Origin of the sequence: Micromonospora sp. L5 (assembly GCF_000177655.2) — a bacterium.
GTDB classification, from domain to species: Bacteria; Actinomycetota; Actinomycetes; order Mycobacteriales; family Micromonosporaceae; genus Micromonospora; species Micromonospora aurantiaca.
In genome coordinates, this window is sequence record NC_014815.1 from 4,234,483 (window position 1) to 4,250,127 (window position 15,645).

A 15,645-nucleotide genomic window follows, 5' to 3' on the forward strand; every position below is an offset into this window, starting at 1 on the left:
CGGCTGCTAGCGTGCGCCGGAGTCGATCGGATTTCGGACCGACCGAAGACCGGGCCAGGACGGTGTGATGGGTTCCCGCGGTACGAATCTCCGTACGAAGATCATCGCGCTGCTGGCGTCGCTGACCGCGCTCTGGGCGTTCGCCGCATGGGTGACCGTACGGGACGGATTCAACCTGCTCGGCGTGCAGACGCTCAACGCGCGCGTCTTCGAACCGAGCGACCCGCTGCTTCTGGAGCTGCAGGCCGAGCGGCGGCTGTCGCTGCGCTACCTCGGCGAGTCCGACCCGAGCCGGTTGCAGGAGCTGGAGGCCCAGCGCGCGCGTACCGACGAGACCGCCGGCGCGCTGTGGCGCTCGGTGCGGGACTGGCGCACCGAGATCCCGGCCAGCGAGGAGCTGATGCAGCGGCTCGACGAGCTGAAGGCCGAGCTGGACCAGCTCGGCCAGGTACGCGCCGACGTCAGCCGCAAGACCATCGACCGGACCACCACGCTCATCGCGTACGACGACGCGGTCGACGGGATCTTCGCGGTCTTCGACGCCCTCGGCGGCCTCGACGACGACGAGATCGCCGAGGACACCGCCGCGCTGATCGACCTCAACCGGTCCCGGGAGCTGCTGTCCCAACAGGACGCGCTGCTCACCGGCGCGATCGCGGCCAACCGGATCACCGTCGGCGAGCAGACCGCGTTCGCCCGCCTGGTCGGCGCGCAGTGGTTCCTCGCCGACCGCACCGCCCGCGAACTCGCCCCCGGCGACCGTGCCCGCTTCGAGCGGATGGTCGAGGGCGACGCGTTCCAGCAGCTCCGCACGCTCCAGGACCAGGTGCTCGCGGCCAAGGGCGCCGAGGTGCGCCCGCCGGTGACCGCCGCGGCCTGGCAGGCCGCCGCCGAGAAGGCGATGGCCGACCTGCGCGAGGTGATCCTCGCCGGCGGTGAGGACATCGTCTCCCGGGCCACGCCGGTCGCGGTGGGCGTCATCGTGCGGCTGGTGCTCGCCGCCGGTCTCGGCCTGATCGCCGTCATCGCCTCCGTGGTCGTGTCGATCACCACGGCGCGGGCGCTCGTCCGCCAGCTCGAACGGCTCCGCGAGGCCGCCTTCAAGCTGGCGCACGAACGGCTGCCGAGCGTCGTGGAGCGCCTGGGCCGCGGCGAGGAGGTGGACGTCGCCCGCGAGGCGCCACCCCTGCAGTTCGGCGACGACGAGATCGGCCAGGTGGGCAAGGCGTTCAACGTCGTGCAGGAGACCGCCGTCCGGACCGCCGTCGAGCAGGCCGAACTGCGCCGCAGCGTCCGCGACGTGTTCCTCAGCCTGGCCCGGCGCACCCAGGCGCTCGTGCACCGGCAGCTGACGCTGCTGGACGCGATGGAACGCCGGGAACACGACGCCGAGGAGCTGGAGGATCTGTTCCGGGTCGACCACCTGGCCACCCGGATGCGGCGCAACGCGGAGAACCTGATCGTGCTCTCCGGCTCGACGCCGGGCCGGGCCTGGCGGCGCAACGTCCCCATGGTCGACGTGGTCCGCGGCGCGGTCGCCGAGGTCGAGGACTACACCCGGGTCACCGTGTTCCCGCTCGGCGAGGTGTCGCTCACCGGCCGCGCCGTCGGTGACGTGATCCACCTGCTGGCCGAGCTGATCGAGAACGGACTCTCCTTCTCGCCGCCGCAGACCACTGTGGAGGTCCGCGGTCAGCTCGTGGTCAACGGCTTCGCCATCGAGATCGAGGACCGCGGCCTCGGCATGAGCGCCGACGAGCTGGCCGCCGCCAACGCGCGCATCGTCGACCGGTCCGAGCTGAACCTCGCCGACGCCGCCCGGCTCGGCCTGTTCGTGGTCAGCCGGCTCACCGAGCGGCACGGCGTCAAGGTGCAGCTCAAGGAGTCCGCGTACGGCGGCACCACCGCAGTGGTGCTGATCCCGCGTGAACTGATCACCGCCGAGGGCGCCGACGAGGCCGACGCCCTTCCCGCCCCCGGGACGGCCCTGCCCGCGGCGCCCGCGCCGGATCCGGCACGGAGCACGCCGGCCGGCGACGGCGACGGGCCGGCGATCCCGTCCGGCCCGGACGGCGGCGCCGAACCGGACCAGCCGGCCGAGCCCGCCCCGCAGGCGCCGGAGCCGGTGACCCAGGCACCTCGGCTGACCCCCTCCGGGCTGCCCGCCCGTACCCGTAAGCGGCAGCCCGCGGTGGCGGGGCCCACCACGGAGCTCGCGGTGGTGGAGCGTCGGCCCGCCGCCACGACCGACGCGGCAGAGGCGTCGCCTGCGACGGAGCCGGACACCGAGCCGGAGACCGCGCCGGTCACCGACGCGGGGCTGCCGGTCCGGGTACGCCAGGCCAGCCTCGTGCCGGAGCTGCGGCACGACCAGACCGGGGCGGACGACGACGCCGCCGACGACGACACGGCGCGTGCACCGGAGCAGGTGCGCCGGATGATGAGCTCCTACCAGAGCGGCACCCGACGCGGCCGTACCGATGCCGCGCGCCTGCTCGGCGGAGCGCAGGGGGCCGGCGGTGGGCCGGCCGACGCGGACGAGCAGGTTACCTGACCGGGACGTCGACGCGACGGAAACCGGAAGCTGACGGCACACCAGCCGGGAAGATGAGGACGACGAGTGGCGCAGAAGACGGCTTCGAGCGCGGATCTGACGTGGCTGCTGGATGACCTGGTCGGCCGGGTCAAGCAGGCGGAGCACGCCGTGGCGCTCTCCACCGACGGACTGTTGATGGCCTCGTCCCGCGGATTGAGCCGGGACGACGGCGAGCACCTGGCCGCGATGGCGGCGGGCATCCAGAGCCTGGCCCGTGGCGCGGGCAAGCGGTTCGGTGGCGGGCACGTACAGCAGACCATCATCGAGATGCAGTCCTCCTTCCTGTTCGTCACGGCGGCCGGGCGCAACGCCTGCCTGGCGGTGCTGGCCTCGGAGGACGCGGACGTCGGCCTGATCGCGTACGAGATGGCCATGCTCGTCACCCGGGTCGGCCGGTTCGTCGCGTCACCGACCCGGGAACAGCCCCTCGGCGAGAACGCGGCACGATGACCGGCCGGGGGGACTCCGCGGAGCAGGAGTGGGTGGACGACCACGCCGGCCCGGTGGTGCGCCCGTACGCGGTGACCGGAGGCCGGGCCCGCCCGGTCACCGGCACGTTCGACCTGATCTCGCTGGTCACCTCGACCCGCACCGATGTCGGGTCGGAGTCCGGGCTGGGCCCGGAGCACGTGGCGATCGTCGGCCTCTGCCAGCGGATCCTCTCCGTGGCCGAGATCGCCGCCCATCTCGACCTGCCGGTGGGCACGGTCCGGGTCCTCCTCGGAGACCTGGCCGCCCGCAGCCTGGTACAGGTACGCGAGCCGCGCGCGACCACCGCCGGCCTTCCCGACGAGCACGTTTTCGAGGCGGTTATCAATGGACTACGGGCGCTCTGAGCGGCCGGCGGGCGCCGCGCCGCTGCCCACCGCGATCAAGATCCTGATCGCGGGCGGGTTCGGCGTCGGCAAGACCACAATGGTCGGCGCGGTCAGCGAGACCCGCCCGCTGCGGACCGAGGAGGTGCTGACCGAGACCGGGATCGGCATCGACGACCTGTCCGGTATCGAGGAGAAGTCGACCACCACCGTGGCGATGGACTTCGGCCGCATCACCATCAGCGACGACCTGGTGCTCTACCTGTTCGGCACGCCCGGGCAGGACCGGTTCTGGTTCGTCTGGGACGAGCTGGCGCTCGGCGCGCTCGGCGCGGTGGTGCTCGCCGACACCCGCCGGCTGGCCGACTGCTTCCCGTCGATCGACTACTTCGAGGGGCGCGGTACGCCCTTCGTGGTGGCGGTGAACTGCTTCGAGGGCGCCAAGACGTTCCGTCTGGACGAGGTGCAGGCCGCGCTCGACCTGGACCCGGGTGTGCCGGTTGTGCTGTGCGACGCGCGCAAGCGGGAGTCGGCCAAGGAGGTGCTGATCACGCTGCTGGAGCACGCCATGAAGCTGCGGGAGGCGCGCCGCCGCGCCGCCGAGGACTGAGCGGTCACAACATCGACGGGGGAGTGGCGATGACCGAGGTGACGGTCCGGGCGATGAACCCGGACGAGTTCGACAGATGGCAGGACGAGCTGGCCGCCGGGTACGCGCGGGAGCACGTCACGGCCGGCAACTGGACGCCCGAGGAGGCGCTCGACCGGGCCCGGGAGGCCACCGCCGGTTTTCTGCCGCAGGGCATGGCCACGCCCGGCATGCTGTTCCTGGTCGGCGAGCTGGCAGACGGCTCACCGGTCGGCCGGCTGTGGATCGGCCTGACCCACCCGCGCGGTCTCGCCGACTGCGCGTTCCTCTACGACATCGAGGTGGCCGCCGGGCACCGGGGCCGGGGCCTCGGGCGGGCGCTGCTCGCGGCCGGGGAGCGGGCGGCCCGGGAGCACGGCGCCCAGGCGCTGGAGCTGAACGTCTTCGGCGCCAACGAGACGGCCCGCAAGCTGTACGAGACGTCCGGCTACAGGGTGGTCACCCAGCAGATGCGCAAGGACCTGTCCTAACGCCGGTCCTCACAGGCGGGTGGCGGTGCGGACCAGCCCGGCCAGGGCCCGGGACCGGCTGTGCGGCGGCCAGGCGATCACGGTGGTCACCGTCGGCGCGTCCGGCACCGGCACGGCGGCCATGTCCGGCCACAGCAGCGACCGGCACGACTCCGGCAGCAGCACCGCGGTACGCCCGAGCGCGACCAGCTGGAGCAACTGGGAGTGGTCCCGCACCTCGGGGCCCGGCCCGTCCGGGTAGGTGCCGTCGCGCAGCGGCCAGCGCGGCAGCGGCAGGCCGGGCAGCGTCTCGACGTCGGCCATCCGCAGCTGCGCCCGCCCGGCCAGCGGATGCCCCGCCGGCAGGACCACCACCTGCTGTTCCGTCACCAGTTCCTCGGTGTCCAGTCCGGTCGTCGAGTCGAACGGCAGGTGCAGCAGCGCCACGTCGGCCCGACCGTCGCGCAGCAGCCGTTCCTGCTCACCGATGCCGGACAGCAGCACCTCCACCCGGACCGCGTCCGGCTCGGCGGCGTACGCGTCGAGCAGTTTCGGCAGCAGCTCGCTCGACGCACCCGCCTTCGTCGCCAGCACGAGTCCGGCGCCGCCGTTCGCGGCCTCACCGGCGCGGCGGGTACGGCGGTCCGCGGCGTCCACGGCTTCCAGGGCCGCCCGGCCCTCACGGAGCAGCACCGATCCGGCCCCGGTGAGCGCGACGCGGCGGCTGTCCCGTTCCAGCAGCGTCACGCCGAGGCGCCGTTCGAGCTGGCGGATCGCCCGCGACAGCGGCGGCTGGGCGATGCCGAGGCGTCGCGCGGCGCGGCCGAAGTGCAGTTCCTCGGCGACCGCGACGAAGTAGCGAAGCTCCCGCGTCTCCATCCCGTCACCGTACCGCCGGATCGATACCCGTCGGGTATCGCCCGCTACCGAGGTGGTGTTGGAGGCCCGCCCGCCGCGCGGACAGGATCGACACCATGAGTGAACGGACGATCGTGCTGGTGACCGGCGCGAACAAGGGAATCGGGTACGAGATCGCGGCCGGCCTGGGCGCGCTCGGCTGGCGGGTGGGCGTCGGCGCCCGGGACGGGCAGCGGCTCGCCGAGGCGGTGGCGAAGCTGCGCGCGGGCGGCGTGGACGCGTTCGGCGTACCGCTGGACGTGACCGACGACGCGAGCGTGACCGCCGCCGCCCGGCTGCTGGAGACGGAGGCCGGTGGCCTGGACGTGCTCGTCAACAACGCCGGCGTGACAGGTGGCGTGCCCCAGCACCCCGGTGACGTGGACGTCGCGACCATCAGGGCCGCCGTCGAGGTGAACGTGATCGGGGTGGTCCGGGTGACCGAGGCGATGCTGCCGCTGCTGCGGCGCTCGGCCTCGCCGCGGATCGTCAACATGTCCAGCGGCGTCGGCTCGCTGACCAGGCAGAGCGCCTCCACCGGCGAGGACCAGACCGGTCCGCTGTCGGTCGCGTACGCGCCGTCCAAGAGCATGCTCAACGCGGTGACGATCCAGTACGCGCGGGCGCTCGCCGGCACGGGCATCCTGGTCAACGCCGGCTGCCCCGGCTTCACCGCGACCGACCTGAACAACTTCCGGGGCGTGCGGACCCCACAGCAGGGCGCGGCGGTCGCGATCAAGCTGGCGACGCTGCCCGACGACGGGCCGACCGGCGGCTACGTCGAGGACGCGGGCACGATCCCGTGGTGAGCGCCGCCCGTCAGCACCACATGACCGGGTTGCCGGTGGCCACCGACGCCGCGCACAGCCGGCGCAGCGGCTCCACGATGTAGGCGAAGTCGTCGCCCGACCGGCTTCGGGTCCGCACCGCGAGCCGTTCGGGCGGCGGCTCGCCGTGCTCGCCCACCGGCCGCATCGCCACCACCGTCCGCGTCCCGCCGGCGGTGAACTCCACCCGGTCGCCGGGCAGCGGCCGCTGGCCGAACCGGACGGCCCGGAACAGCGTCACCGGCGGGTCGGCGCGGTCGAGGACGAAGAAGCCGTCCGGGTCGACGCCCGCTTGAAAGCCCGGGCCGAACATGAACAACCCGCGGTAGGCCTCGACGTACTGCATCACGACCGCGCCGGTCGCCTCGTCGATCAGCTCCACCTCGTCGGTGATCCGGTCGGTGCCTGCGATCGCGTCCAGCTCGGCGAGTGCGACCGCTGCCCGGTCGGCGGGCAGCGAGCCGCCGTTGGCGTCCGGCAGCGCGGCGGCGAGCGTCGGGAAACGGTGCTCGCCGGCCGCGCGCAACGCCTGCTGGAACAGGCGTACGCCGGCCCAGTTGGACACGCGCTCGCTGACCAGCTCCATGTGCCGGTGCGGGCAGGCGTCCCCGGTCATCCACGCGTAGAAGGCGTTGTCGGCGGCCCCGTCGTACTCGCCGGCCTGCACCAGCGCGAGCCACCCGTCCTCGTCGTAGCCGACCGGCCCGATCGGGCACGGCGTGGCGAGGCCGTCCTGCCAGCACCGGCAGTACACGAACGCGTCGAGTCCCACGCCGGCACGCTACCGGCGCCCGCCCCGGCGCCGCGCGCCGGTTTCGGCGGCTCAGGTGCCCGCGCACCGGCTCGCGACCGCTCGGGTGCCCGCGCGCCGATTCGCGGCGGCTCAGGTGACGGCGAGCAGCACGGCGTCGCCGCTCGCCGCCGCGTCGCGGTAGAAGTCGCGCAGCGCGGTGAAGTACGGCAGCAGGTAGCCGTCGAACTCGTCGTCGCCGTCGTCCCAGATGTGCGGGTAGATCTCGGCCTCCGACATGGCCTCCGGGTCGAAGCGGGCCCGCAGCGTCGCGTCGTCCACCGCGTCGAGCCCGGCGGCCACGGTGCGGACCGCGTCCGGCATGAGCAGCCGGGCCGGGCCCATGCCGAGATCCGGCCCGATCGGTTCGCCGCCGACGATCGCCGGCCCGGCGTCGCCCCGGATCTCGTACGTGGTGCCGGTCAGCAGGTAGTGCAGCCCGTGCCACGCCTTGTCGAGGTCGAGTTCGTCCGGACCGCCCTGGAACAGCGTGCCGACCGTGTCCGGATCGGCCAGCACCGTCGCCAGTTCCGCGCCGGACAGCCGGCGTGCGGTGAACACCATGCCCATGTGGTCGTCTCCCCGGGGGGGTGTCTGTGGAAATCGGCGGCAGCGTAACGCAGGCGTCCGACAGCCGTGTGATCATCGGCGTATGGCCACTGACACCCGGCACCTCAGCGTCCACATCGATCGTCCGGTGGCGGAGGTCTACGCCTTCGCCGCCGACCCGGCGAACCTGACCCGCTGGGCGCCGGGCCTCGGCGGTTCGGTCGTGTCCGTCGACGGCCACTGGTTCGTGGACACACCCGAAGGGCGGGCGCGGCTCACGTTCGCCCCTGCCAACGAGTACGGCGTGCTCGACCACGAGGTGCGGACGCCGTCGGGCGAGACGGTGTACGTGCCGTTGCGCGCCATCGCCGACGGCGACGCCACCGAGGTGGTGTTCAGCCTGCGGCGGATGCCCGGCATGAGCGACGCGGACTTCGACCGGGACACCGCGCTCGTGGAGGCGGACCTGGCCCGGCTCAAGGCCGTACTGGAGAGCGCCACCGGCTGACCGGCGCCCGTGGTCATTCCGGCGTGCCTGTCCGTGCCGCCGTCCGGAGGATGCCGTCGAGGCCCTCGTCGAACAGCAGGTCGTCGTCCCATCGGGTGTCGTCGAGATGGCCGGAGGCGTCGAGGGTCGGATAGGCGTCGGCGTTCGCGGCGATGTGGTCGCGGGCTGCGGCTCTCGCGTCCGGGTCCGCGCTCCGGTGCCACGTGGCTTCCGTGAGCGAGGCGCCGATGACGTAGTTGGCGAGCAGTCGCGTGGCCACCGCGAGCCGAAGTCCGTGACAGCCACCCCGCACGAGCGCCGACTGCAGGAACTCGGTACGGGCCAGGACGTTGGGCCCGAGCATCGGACGTCCGACCAGCTCCGGTGCCCAGGGATGGCGCAGCATGACGCCGCGCCAGGCCCGGACCAGGACGCGGATGTCCTCCATCCAGTCGTCGCCGGCATCCGGAACCGGCACGTCGCCGAAGACACGGTCGACGGCCAGGTCCAGGACGTCGTCCTTCGTCTTCACGTGCCAGTACAGGGCGGTGGCGGTCACGTCGAGCCGCTGGGCGAGCAGGCGCATCGTCAGGCCCTCGACGCCGTGCTCGTCCAGCACCGTCACCGCGAGTTCCACGATGCGTTCGAGGGTCAGTGGCGGCTTGCGCCGCGCCCGCGGCGGCCCTGCCCGCAGCCACACCGGTGTCGTCGGCGCAACGGGATCTGTCGCGGTCATGGAGCCACTCTAGTTCGCTGGACAGGCAGCTTAACAACGGTAAGCTCATTGAACAGACGAAAGTCCGGCCTCGACAGTGGGCAAGGAGGGCACGCCATGCCTCTGCTGCGAGTCCACCTCGACAGCGACCCGGCCACGGCCCGCCGAGTCCTGCACCTGCATCGCGAGGGCGGCGTCCATCACGAGTCGCGGGAAGCGGCCCGGGAACAGGTGTGGCGCCAGGGCCGCACCCCGGCCGGTGACCCGGTCTTCGTCGGCATCACCAACGGGCGCCGCAACGTGCAACTGCTCTACGACGTCGAGGTCTACTCCGACACCGGTCCGTGAACGGCTCGCCGGCACGCATGTTCGCTGAAATGGGAATTGCGGCCGGGCTCGGCCGGAGATCGTGAGCGGGAGGGAATTCGGCGCACCGGTGCGCCGGCGTTCGAATCCGGCTCACGCAATCCGGCTCACGCAGTCCGGCTCACGCAGTCCGGCGAATGCAATTCGGTGATTCAGTCGCCGATGGCGTCCCGCATTCGTTCCCTCGTCCAGTATTCGGACGGGTCGGTGGCGCAGGGGCTCGGATTGTGCGTCGCGACCACCGGGCCGGGCGGCGCCGGTCGCCCCGCGTCGCCCTCGCGCGCCGCGAGGACCACGACGGCCGCGGCGACGGCGAGTGCCGCGACGGCGGCCGCGCCGAGCAGCACACGATGTGACATGTCGCCTCCTCCGGGCCGGGTGCCGGTCCGCCTGGTGCCGGCCCGCCTGGTGCGCCGGGTGGCACACCAGGCGGACCGTCGTTCACCAGGTGTCGTTCGCGTACGTGTTGTAGAGCGTCCCCACCACCGCGGCGGAGAAGTACGGCGAGCCGTTCGTGTTCGAGCCGCTCGAGTAGCTCATCACCCCGTGCACGTCACCACGCCTGGTGGTGTTGTCGTAGCTGTAGTACCACGGGCCGCCGCTCGAACCGCCCCCGAAGCCGCAGTTCATCTCGATCCGGTTGCTGCCCGCGTCCCTCGACGTGCCCGAGCAGACCCACTGGATCTCGCCGCTGTCCTTGTTGCTCGGGTAGCCGAAGATGTCGTAGTGGTATGCCCGGCCACCGCCGGTGAGCAGCCCGTTGGCGCCGACCGCGTCCACGATCGACCGGCTGCCGTAGACGAGCGCGACGGCCACGTCGTACTGCCGCTCACGGGTGCTGATCCAGCCGCTCGGCACCGCGAGCGTGGACCAGTCCCAGGTGCCGTACGGCTGCGCGCCGTTGCGGTACGACGGCACGAACATCCAGTTCGCGGTGTGCCAGTCCCGGCCCGGCCCGTCGTGCACGCAGTGCGCGGCGGTGAAGACCATGTTGCGCGCCGGACTGTTCACCACGCTCGCCGAGCAGTAGTGGCCGAGACCGTCGGTGGAACTGGTGTAGAAGATCTTCCCGACCGTGATCGACTCGTTCAGTTGGGTGCCGAAGCCGCTGCCGTCCTTCGGTGCCACCGCCTCCGCGAAGCGCCGCACCCGCTCCGCGGTGGGGCTCTGGGTGACCGGGCCGGCGGCCTTCTCCACCTCGTCGGCGGGAGTGGCCGCCGCCATGCGCTCGGCCGTCCAGTAGGCCCTGGCCTGCGAGGACGACCCCGCCTTGCGCTCGATCGACGTGACAGCAGCCGGAGCGGCCGTGCCTGCGGCGGTGCCGGTGCCGGCCAGTGCCGGAGTGCCGGCGAGGATCGCCGGCAGGATCAGGGCCGGCAGGGCCAGAAGTCTGATCGTCGTCTTCATGAAATCCTTCCCAGTGTTCGATTCCCGGATCGAAACTGGAGCGCCCCCGTTGTGCATCGCGATATCGGCAACGTATCGACGGGCTTCGGAGCGTGTCAACGAATCATGGACGTCGATTGTTTGCGGTGTCGGATGTGCGATCGGGGGGCGAGGGACATCACCGAATTGCAATTTCGCGATGAGTGGGATGCCGGCTTCAGCGGTCGTTCGTTGCCGCCGGTTCGTGAGCGGCGCTCGGCCTCGGTAGCCTCGAAGCCGTGACGAAGGGGCCGGGCCACGATGACTGCTGATCCGCCGCCCGCCACCGGACGACTGACCTTCGCCGAGATGACCGTCGACGACCTCGACGACATGGCCGCCCTTCTCGGCGACCCGATTGTGATGCGCTACTACCGGCGACCGAAGATCCGGGCGGAGGCACTGGACTGGATCCGCTGGAACGAGGGCCTCTACCGCGGCCACGGCTTCGGACTGTGGGTGCTCAGGTCACGGGCGACAGGCGAGTTCGTCGGCGACTGCGGTCTCACTCCGCAGCCGGTGGGCGGGGTGATGGAGGTCGAAGTCGGTTACCACCTGCGGACCGGGATGCAGGGCCGCGGATTCGCCACGGAGGCGGCGGCCGCGTGTCGCGACCACGCGCGCGACCGGCTGGGCGTCGACCGTCTCGTCGCGATCATCCACCCGGACAACACGCCCTCACAGCGGGTCGCGGAGCGGATCGGGCTGAGCTTCGAGCGTGCGACGACGTCCGAATCGGGGGATCCGGTGCATGTGTACGCCGCGCGCCTGGCCTGACCGGGCTCAGCGGCGGGCCGACGTCACGAACCGGGTCCACGCGGCCGGGGTGAAGGTGAGCACCGGCCCGGCCGGGTCCTTCGAGTCGCGGACGCCGACCACACCGGGCAGGTTGCCGGCGACCTCGACGCAGTCGCCGCCGTTGCCGCCGCTGCGGGTGCTCTTGCGCCACCGGGCGCCGCTCAGGTCCATGCCGCCGCCACTTCCCTCAGCAGTTCCAGGGTCCGCGCGCGGGGCAGCGCCTCGCCCCGGATGCGTTCCCACCGACGCTCCAGGGTAGCAATCTCCGAGGGCTGCTCGATGATCTGCGCGCGGGCCTGGCTGTCCACATGCGCCACCCGGTTGCCGTCGCGCAGCTCCGCGATGACGAACGGCCCGTCCAGCCCGGGATAGGTCGGCGTGTCGGCCGGCACCACGTGGAGCTGCACGTTCGGCAGCTCGGCGCAGGCGAGCAGGTGGGCCACCTGTGCGGCCATCAGCGCCCGGTCGCCGGCGGCGGCGCGGCGCAGCACCTGCTCGTCGAGCACCACGACGTACAGCGGTCCGCGCGGCCGGGTGAGGATGCCCTGCCGGTCCAGCCGGGCGGTGACCAGGTCGGTGATCTCGTCGGCGGTCAGCGGCTGGCCGATGAACGTGGCCCGGGCGTACGCCTCGGTCTGCAACAGGCCCGGCACCCACGCCAGTTGGAAGGCTCGCAGCGCGACCGCCTCGCGTTCGATGTCCACCCACGGGCGGAACCAGACGGGCTCGCGGCGGCGGACCGCGTCGGGCCAGAGCGCCTCGATCGGCTGGCCCAGCAGGTTCGCCACAGTCGCGCGGTGCCGGCTCTGCGGGATGTGCCCGGGGTTCGCCCACCGGGCCACCGTCTTCGGGTGCAGGCCGAGCCGCTCCGCCAGGCTCTCGGCGGTGTGGCCGGCGCCGGCCAGCGCGGTGACGAAGGCATGGTTCATGCCCATTCCTCCCCGGAGCAAAAGAACCGTCCGAAGGAGATTACACAACGCTGTGTGATTGTTCGGGCACCCTCGGCACGGTGGAGGCATGACCGAACCGACACCCACATCGGCGTACCCCCGGGTGGTGCTGCCGCTGACCGGCCACCGCGCGTGCGGTCCGGCCTGGCGCTGCGACCGCTGCGGCGAGCCCTGGCCGTGCCCGACCCTGCGGGCCGCGCCCACCGACGCGGCCCGCCGCGCCACGATGATCCCCGAGTTCTCCCGGCTCACCCGGCAGGCCATCCGCGACCTGCGCGGCCGCCCCGACGGCCCGGACCCGATCGCGATCGTGCGGCGCTTCCTGTGGTTCCTGCCGCTCACCGACGCCGAGGCACGCGCCGTCGCGCTCCGCCTCCGCTGAGATGTAAGGAAGGGCCCCTTCTTAACAGACGTCTGTTAAGAAGGGGCCCTTCCTTACATGAAGAACTCAGCTGGCGATCATGCGGCGCAGCACGTACTGCAGGATGCCGCCGTGCCGGTAGTAGTCCGCCTCACCCGGGGTGTCGATGCGGACCACGGCGTCGAACTCCACGCCGGTGTCGGTGGTGACCTTCACCGTGCGCGGGGTGTCGCCGTCGTTCAGCGCGGTGACGCCGCTGATCGAGAACGTCTCCGTGCCGGTCAGGCCCAGCGACTCGGCGGTCTCGCCGCCCGGGAACTGCAGCGGCAGCACGCCCATGCCGATCAGGTTCGAGCGGTGGATCCGCTCGTACGACTCGGCGATGACCGCCTTCACGCCCAGCAGCATGGTGCCCTTCGCCGCCCAGTCACGCGACGAGCCCGAGCCGTACTCCTTGCCGGCCAGGATGACCAGCGGGACGCCCGCCTCCTGGTAGGCCATCGAGGCGTCGTAGATCGAGGTCTGCTCGCCGGTCAGGTGGTTGACCGTGAAGCCGCCCTCGACACCCGGGACGAGCTGGTTGCGCAGCCGGATGTTGGCGAACGTGCCCCGGATCATCACCTCGTGGTTGCCGCGGCGGGAGCCGTACGAGTTGAACTCGTGCCGGGCCACGCCGTGCTCGGCCAGGTACTTGCCGGCCGGGGAGTCCGCCTTGATCGAACCGGCCGGGGAGATGTGGTCGGTGGTCACCGAGTCGCCCAGCTTCGCCAGCACCCGCGCGTCGGCGATGTCCTGGACCGGGGCCGGCTCCTGCTGCATGCCCTCGAAGTACGGGGGCTTGCGCACGTACGTCGACTCGCCGTCCCAGGAGAACGTGTCACCGGTCGGGGTCGGCAGCGACTGCCAGCGCTCGTCACCGGCGAACACGTCGGCGTACGCGGCGCTGAAGCCGGTCGCGCCGATCGCCGAGGCGATGACGTCCTGGATCTCGGCGCTGTTCGGCCAGATCTCCCGCAGGAACACCGGGTTGCCCTGGGCGTCCTCGCCGATCGGCTCGTTCGCCAGGTCGATGTCCATGGTGCCGGCGAGCGCGTACGCGACCACCAGCGGCGGGGACGCCAGGTAGTTCATCTTGACGTCCGGGTTGATCCGGCCCTCGAAGTTGCGGTTGCCGGACAGCACCGACACGACTGCGAGGTCACCGTCGTTGACGGCGGCGGAGACCTCCTCCGGCAGCGGGCCGGAGTTGCCGATGCAGGTGGTGCAGCCGTAGCCGACCAGGTTGAAGCCGAGCTTCTCCAGGTACGGCGTGAGGCCGGCGCGGTCGTAGTAGTCCATGACGACCTTCGAACCCGGCGCCAGGGTGGTCTTCACCCACGGCTTGCGGGCCAGGCCCTTGTCCACCGCGTTGCGGGCCAGCAGCGCGGCGCCGATCATGACCTGCGGGTTCGAGGTGTTGGTGCAGGAGGTGATCGCGGCGATCACCACGGCGCCGTGGTCCAGCTCGTACTCGACGCCGTCGGCGCCGGTCACGCGTACCGGATTGCTGGCCCGGCCGCCCGCGCCCACCGCGGCGGTCTCCAGGTCGCGCGGCGCGTCCGCCGGGTCGTTCACGCCGTTGGCGGGGGAGTCGCTTGCCGGGAACGACTCGGCCGACGCCTCGTCGGCCGGGCCGTCGGCGCCGAACGGCTTCTCCTGCTGCGGCACGCCCGGCTTGCGGCCCGGGTCGCCACCGGTCTCGTCGGCTGCCACGTAGTCGCTGAGCGCGGCGCGGAACAGCGTCTTGGCGCTGCCCAGCGGCACCCGGTCCTGCGGGCGCTTCGGGCCGGCCAGCGACGGCTCGATGGTGCCGAGGTCCAGCTCCAGGCGCTCGGAGTACTCCGGCTCGCGCTCCGGGTCGTGCCAGAGGCCCTGCTCCTTGGCGTACGCCTCGACCAGCGCCACCTGAGACGCGTCGCGGCCGGTCAGCTCCAGGTAGCGGACGGTCTCGGCGTCGATCGGGAAGATCGCCACGGTCGAGCCGTACTCCGGCGACATGTTGCCGATGGTGGCGCGGTTCGCCAGCGGCACCGCGCTCACGCCCGGGCCGTAGAACTCGACGAACTTGCCGACCACACCGTGCTTGCGCAGCATCTCGGTGATGGTCAGCACCAGGTCGGTGGCGGTGGTGCCGGCCGGCATCTCACCGGAGAGCTTGAAGCCGACGACACGGGGGATCAGCATGCTGACCGGCTGGCCGAGCATCGCGGCCTCGGCCTCGATGCCGCCGACGCCCCAGCCCAGCACGCCCAGGCCGTTGACCATGGTGGTGTGCGAGTCGGTGCCGACGACCGTGTCCGGGTACGCCTGGCCGTTGCGCTCCATGATCGTACGGGCCAGGTACTCGATGTTGACCTGGTGCACGATGCCGGTGCCCGGCGGGACGACCTTGAACTCGTTGAACGCGGTCTGACCCCAGCGCAGGAACTGGTAGCGCTCCTTGTTGCGCTCGTACTCCAGCTCGACGTTGCGCTCGAAGGCGTCCTCGCGGCCGAACAGGTCGGCGATGACCGAGTGGTCGATGACCAGCTCGGCCGGAGCGAGGGGGTTGACCTTGGTGGCGTCGCCACCCAGGTCACGGACCGCCTCGCGCATGGTGGCCAAGTCGACCACGCAGGGCACGCCGGTGAAGTCCTGCATCAGCACCCGGGCCGGGGTGAACTGGATCTCCACGCTCGGGTCGGCGGTGGCGTCCCACGCGCCGAGCTGCTGGATGTGGTCGGCGGTGATGTTCGCGCCGTCCTCGGTCCGCAGCAGGTTCTCCAGCAGGATCTTCAAGCTGTAGGGCAGTCGCTCGTGGCCCTCCACCTTGTCGATCCTGAAAATCTCGTAGCTCGCGTCTCCGACGCGTAGCTGGGTCTTCGCACCGAAGGTGTCGAGGCTCGCCACGTCGTACTCCTTCACACCAGCGACCGTGAGTAGTCCTGAGCAG

19 protein-coding genes are annotated in these 15,645 nt (G+C 71.9%); 10 read left to right on the forward strand and 9 right to left on the reverse strand.

All coding sequences use genetic code 11. The features are described 5' to 3' along the window. Positions 1–67 precede the first annotated feature (67 nt). The 5 genes from ML5_RS20000 (at position 68) to ML5_RS20020 (ending at position 4,530) form a co-directional block, all read left to right on the forward strand. A complete protein-coding gene (locus ML5_RS20000; RefSeq protein ID WP_013475909.1) occupies positions 68–2,554 on the forward strand; it encodes a nitrate- and nitrite sensing domain-containing protein in 2,487 nt (828 codons plus the stop codon). 66 nt (positions 2,555–2,620) lie between these two features. Beyond that, positions 2,621–3,046: a roadblock/LC7 domain-containing protein gene (locus tag ML5_RS20005; RefSeq protein WP_013287417.1), complete on the forward strand. Its 426-nt coding sequence runs from the start codon at positions 2,621–2,623 to the stop codon at positions 3,044–3,046. Then, positions 3,043–3,432, forward strand: coding sequence for a DUF742 domain-containing protein (locus ML5_RS20010; RefSeq protein WP_013287416.1), 390 nt, complete (start codon positions 3,043–3,045; stop codon positions 3,430–3,432). Before ML5_RS20005 ends, ML5_RS20010 begins: the two co-directional genes overlap by 4 nt. Then, positions 3,413–4,021 carry an ATP/GTP-binding protein gene (locus ML5_RS20015; protein ID WP_013287415.1) on the forward strand — a complete coding sequence of 203 codons (609 nt, stop codon included), beginning with the start codon at positions 3,413–3,415 and terminating at the stop codon, positions 4,019–4,021. Before ML5_RS20010 ends, ML5_RS20015 begins: the two co-directional genes overlap by 20 nt. 29 nt (positions 4,022–4,050) lie before the next feature. Further along, the gene (locus tag ML5_RS20020) at positions 4,051–4,530 is read left to right on the forward strand and encodes a GNAT family N-acetyltransferase (RefSeq protein WP_013475910.1); all 480 of its coding nucleotides are present in this window, start codon (positions 4,051–4,053) and stop codon (positions 4,528–4,530) included. A gap of 9 nt (positions 4,531–4,539) precedes the next feature. Here ML5_RS20020 and ML5_RS20025 read toward each other — a convergent pair whose 3' ends face one another. After that, positions 4,540–5,388 carry a LysR family transcriptional regulator gene (locus ML5_RS20025; RefSeq protein WP_013475911.1) on the reverse strand — a complete coding sequence of 283 codons (849 nt, stop codon included), beginning with the start codon at positions 5,386–5,388 and terminating at the stop codon, positions 4,540–4,542. 95 nt (positions 5,389–5,483) lie between these two features. Here ML5_RS20025 and ML5_RS20030 point away from each other — a divergent pair, with 95 nt between their 5' ends. Continuing rightward, on the forward strand, positions 5,484–6,215 hold the full coding sequence (locus ML5_RS20030; protein WP_013475912.1) for an SDR family NAD(P)-dependent oxidoreductase: 732 nt from the start codon (positions 5,484–5,486) through the stop codon (positions 6,213–6,215). Between the two features lie 10 nt (positions 6,216–6,225). Here ML5_RS20030 and ML5_RS20035 read toward each other — a convergent pair whose 3' ends face one another. After that, positions 6,226–7,005: a hypothetical protein gene (locus ML5_RS20035; RefSeq protein WP_013475913.1), complete on the reverse strand. Its 780-nt coding sequence runs from the start codon at positions 7,003–7,005 to the stop codon at positions 6,226–6,228. Between the two features lie 111 nt (positions 7,006–7,116). Next, positions 7,117–7,593 (reverse strand): YfbM family protein, encoded by a 477-nt coding sequence (locus ML5_RS20040; RefSeq protein WP_013475914.1) that lies wholly within the window; start codon positions 7,591–7,593, stop codon positions 7,117–7,119. 82 nt (positions 7,594–7,675) lie between these two features. Here ML5_RS20040 and ML5_RS20045 point away from each other — a divergent pair, with 82 nt between their 5' ends. Continuing rightward, the gene (locus ML5_RS20045; RefSeq protein ID WP_013475915.1) at positions 7,676–8,080 is read left to right on the forward strand and encodes an SRPBCC family protein; all 405 of its coding nucleotides are present in this window, start codon (positions 7,676–7,678) and stop codon (positions 8,078–8,080) included. Positions 8,081–8,093: 13 nt separating this feature from the next. Here ML5_RS20045 and ML5_RS20050 read toward each other — a convergent pair whose 3' ends face one another. Beyond that, on the reverse strand, positions 8,094–8,795 hold the full coding sequence (locus ML5_RS20050; RefSeq protein ID WP_013475916.1) for a TetR/AcrR family transcriptional regulator: 702 nt from the start codon (positions 8,793–8,795) through the stop codon (positions 8,094–8,096). A 96-nt stretch (positions 8,796–8,891) separates the two neighbouring features. On the opposite strand from ML5_RS20050, the gene ML5_RS20055 reads away from it, so the two are divergent. Further along, on the forward strand, positions 8,892–9,122 hold the full coding sequence (locus ML5_RS20055; protein WP_013475917.1) for a hypothetical protein: 231 nt from the start codon (positions 8,892–8,894) through the stop codon (positions 9,120–9,122). 170 nt (positions 9,123–9,292) lie between these two features. Here the strand turns inward: ML5_RS20055 and ML5_RS20060 are convergent, their stop codons facing one another. Both ML5_RS20060 and ML5_RS20065 read right to left on the reverse strand, forming a co-directional pair. Further along, a complete protein-coding gene (locus tag ML5_RS20060; protein WP_013475918.1) occupies positions 9,293–9,499 on the reverse strand; it encodes a hypothetical protein in 207 nt (68 codons plus the stop codon). 82 nt (positions 9,500–9,581) lie between these two features. Next, positions 9,582–10,547: a serine protease gene (locus ML5_RS20065; RefSeq protein ID WP_013287407.1), complete on the reverse strand. Its 966-nt coding sequence runs from the start codon at positions 10,545–10,547 to the stop codon at positions 9,582–9,584. A 279-nt stretch (positions 10,548–10,826) separates the two neighbouring features. On the opposite strand from ML5_RS20065, the gene ML5_RS20070 reads away from it, so the two are divergent. Then, a complete protein-coding gene (locus ML5_RS20070; protein ID WP_013475919.1) occupies positions 10,827–11,342 on the forward strand; it encodes a GNAT family N-acetyltransferase in 516 nt (171 codons plus the stop codon). A 6-nt stretch (positions 11,343–11,348) separates the two neighbouring features. On the opposite strand, the gene ML5_RS20075 is transcribed toward ML5_RS20070, so the two are convergent. Together ML5_RS20075 and ML5_RS20080 are read right to left on the reverse strand one after the other, a co-directional pair. Continuing rightward, entirely contained in the window at positions 11,349–11,534 is a 186-nt protein-coding gene (locus ML5_RS20075) for a DUF397 domain-containing protein (RefSeq protein WP_013475920.1), read from the reverse strand. Beyond that, complete coding sequence (locus ML5_RS20080) at positions 11,525–12,292, reverse strand: DUF5753 domain-containing protein (RefSeq protein ID WP_013475921.1); 768 nt, start codon at positions 12,290–12,292, stop codon at positions 11,525–11,527. Before ML5_RS20080 ends, ML5_RS20075 begins: the two co-directional genes overlap by 10 nt. An 88-nt stretch (positions 12,293–12,380) precedes the next feature. Between ML5_RS20080 and ML5_RS20085 the strand changes: the two genes are divergently transcribed. Then, positions 12,381–12,695, forward strand: a complete 315-nt coding sequence (locus ML5_RS20085; RefSeq protein WP_013475922.1) for a hypothetical protein — start codon at positions 12,381–12,383, stop codon at positions 12,693–12,695. A 66-nt stretch (positions 12,696–12,761) separates the two neighbouring features. On the opposite strand, the gene ML5_RS20090 is transcribed toward ML5_RS20085, so the two are convergent. After that, a complete protein-coding gene (locus tag ML5_RS20090; protein WP_041784228.1) occupies positions 12,762–15,617 on the reverse strand; it encodes an aconitate hydratase in 2,856 nt (951 codons plus the stop codon). Positions 15,618–15,645 lie beyond the last annotated feature (28 nt).